The organism is Sphaerisporangium sp. NPDC088356, assembly GCF_040685555.1.
Taxonomy (GTDB): Bacteria; Actinomycetota; Actinomycetes; order Streptosporangiales; family Streptosporangiaceae; genus Sphaerisporangium.
The window spans coordinates 1-2,408 of sequence record NZ_JBFBIK010000252.1 but is presented as its reverse complement, the minus strand read 5'-3'; the positions used below and the strand labels follow the sequence as shown (position 1 = coordinate 2,408).

The following is a 2,408-nucleotide window of genomic DNA, read 5'->3' as shown; positions in this document are numbered from 1 at the left end:
GTGATGAACCTCGACCGGTTCGACCTCGTCTGATCATGACGTCCAGGCCGGCCCGTGCCGGCCGGCCTGGACGTCCTCAGTCCGGAGGATCTCGACATCGTCCGCCTCCAGCGCGACGTCCAGAGGGTCGCGGTCGAGCAGGAGGCGATGATCTGGTGTCTCTCGGCGATGATCCTTCGCGGTGCCTCACCTGGCTGTGCCGGCTTCTCGTCAGCTGTATCGCTCAGGTTCGGAGCTTCGCTCAGACGGTGACGCTCCACGTGTCGAGGAAGCCGGTGTCGTACCGGTAGTTGTCGGTCACCTGCAGCGTCCAGGTTCCGGAGGCCTGCTGGCTGACCGGGACCGAGTAGATGCGGGTGCCGTAGGAGGTGCAGGATGTGCCACCGCTGCTGTCGATGGTGTAGTACGTCCCGCTCGGGCCGCGCAGGCGGATCTGCAGGTCCTCGGCGCAGGTGTGCGAGATCGTCACGCTCACCCGGACCGGCGACACGGCGCTGCCGGTCGCGGTCGAGGTGACCGAGCTGTTGATCGTCGTCAAGTCGTTGATCGTGAAGTTGGTGTCGTTGGTGAACGTCCGGTTTCCGCCGGTGCCGGTGACCGTCACCGTCCATGTCGTGGTGTGGGTCGCGGTCTCACCGGTGCCCGTGATGGTGACGGTGTAGGTGCCGGTCGGCGTCGACGCCGAGGTGGAGAGCGTGAGCGTCGAGGAGCCGCCCGAGGTCACCGAGGCCGGGTTGAAGCTCGCCGTGGCGCCGCTCGGCAGTCCGGACGCCGTCGTGAGGTTCACCGTCTGCGCGGCGCCCGTCGTCGTCGTGGTGCCGATCGTGGTCGTGACCGGCTGGCCCGCCTGCACGGAGCCCGACGCGGGGCTGGCGTTGATCGAGAAGTCCCTGCCAGTGGGGGTGCCCACGGCCTGGGTCCAGATCGCGTACGCCAGGGCGTCTCCCGACCGGTCCAGGATGGTGTCGTTGATGTTGGCCGTGGTGTCGCACGACCGGTGGTAGCAGGAGTCGTACGCCCCTCCCGCCGTGCCGCCCCACTTGGCGGCCTGCGCGGAGGTCTTGGTGGCGCTGGCGCCGGCCGCGACACCGGAGGTGGCGATGCCCGCGTTGCGGAAGGAGGCGTCGTCGGAGCGGTTGGCGCCCTCGGTGTTCTCCTCCGGCTGCAGGCCGAGGTTGTTGTAGAACGCGCGCAGGTCGGCGGCGGCCGTGGTGGTGATGTTGTTGATGAAGTAGCCGCCGTTGGGAGAGCCGACCATGTCGAAGTTGAGGTACTGCTTGATCTTGGAGCGATCGGTCGAGCTGAGCGAGTTGACGTAGGCGCGAGAGCCGAGAAGGCCCTGCTCCTCGTCGCTCCACCAGCCGAATCGCACGTGCTTGGTCATCGTCGGGCGCTGCGCGGCCAGGGTCAGCGCGACCTCCAGCAGCATCGACGACCCTGAGCCGTTGTCGTTGATGCCGGGACCGGCCGAGACGCTGTCCAGGTGGGCGCCGGACATGATGACCTGGCTCTCGTCCCCACCCGGCCAGTCGGCGATCAGGTCGGGCCCGGCGCCGCTGGTGCAACCCGGCGTGCAGGTCACGCGCCGGGTGGTGTAGCCGGCGGCCTGCAGTTTCTGCTCGACGTAGGAGACCGATGCGGTGTAGCCCGCGGTGGTCGACCTGCGGGTGCCGCCGTTGGAGTTGGCGATGCTCTGCAGTTGGTTCAGGTGCGCCTTGATGTTCGGCAGGCTGATGTCGGGGGACGCCAGGGCGGTGAGGGGGGCACTCCTGGGCGCACTGACGGATGCGTCAGACCGGGTGCTTCCCGGTGGCGCCTGCGCGGTCGCGGGGGTCGCGGACGCAAGCAGGCCCATCAGGGCCATGGCGACGGTCGCTGTGAGGACAGCTGTGCGCCTCATGTGCGTTTTCCTTTCTCGGCATCCCACTGCAGCGCTTTCGCGTTGTACGCGGGCAGCGCTCATCGCGCCGTCACGAATCGCTGGACGGCGCGATGATGTGGGACTGGGGGGTGTGGAGAAATGAATGCTCACACGCCGGATACGCCGGCCGGTGGACGAGGCGGCCGAGACTCATCCGGCACCGACATGACTCCCAGGGCCGGGAGCGGCGTATACCGTCAGGATGGGTACGACATGGTATGACGCTCCTGACCTCGTCGTGATGGGGAATCGACTTGTGCGTGACGGTAAAGCCGCCGAGAGGCGCAGTACATACGTAGCGGCATCCGTATATGTACCGAAAAATCATGACGGTAGTGGTCGGCCGCCGCCCTGCCGATTCGAACCCGGCCGGCGCGCCCTGCGGCCCATCGCGCATCGGCGGCTGAACGCCGAAGCGCCGGACCGCGATGGACCGCTGTGCCGTCGTCTCAGGGCGCGCCCAAGGCGGCGAGGGTCAGCTGCGGTA

General features: G+C 67.9%; 1 protein-coding gene. It reads right to left on the bottom strand.

Annotated features, from left to right (window positions below):
• Positions 1-241 precede the first annotated feature (241 nt).
• On the bottom strand, positions 242-1,900 hold the full coding sequence (locus tag AB0O34_RS36640) for a M28 family peptidase (protein ID WP_363923583.1): 1,659 nt from the start codon (positions 1,898-1,900) through the stop codon (positions 242-244).
• Positions 1,901-2,408: the final 508 nt, after the last annotated feature.

Bases quoted from the DNA above. Each gene is read 5' to 3' on its own strand.
- AB0O34_RS36640 (WP_363923583.1), bottom strand. From the start codon at position 1,900: ATGAGGCGCACAGCTGTCCTCACAGCGACCGTCGCCATGGCCCTGATG.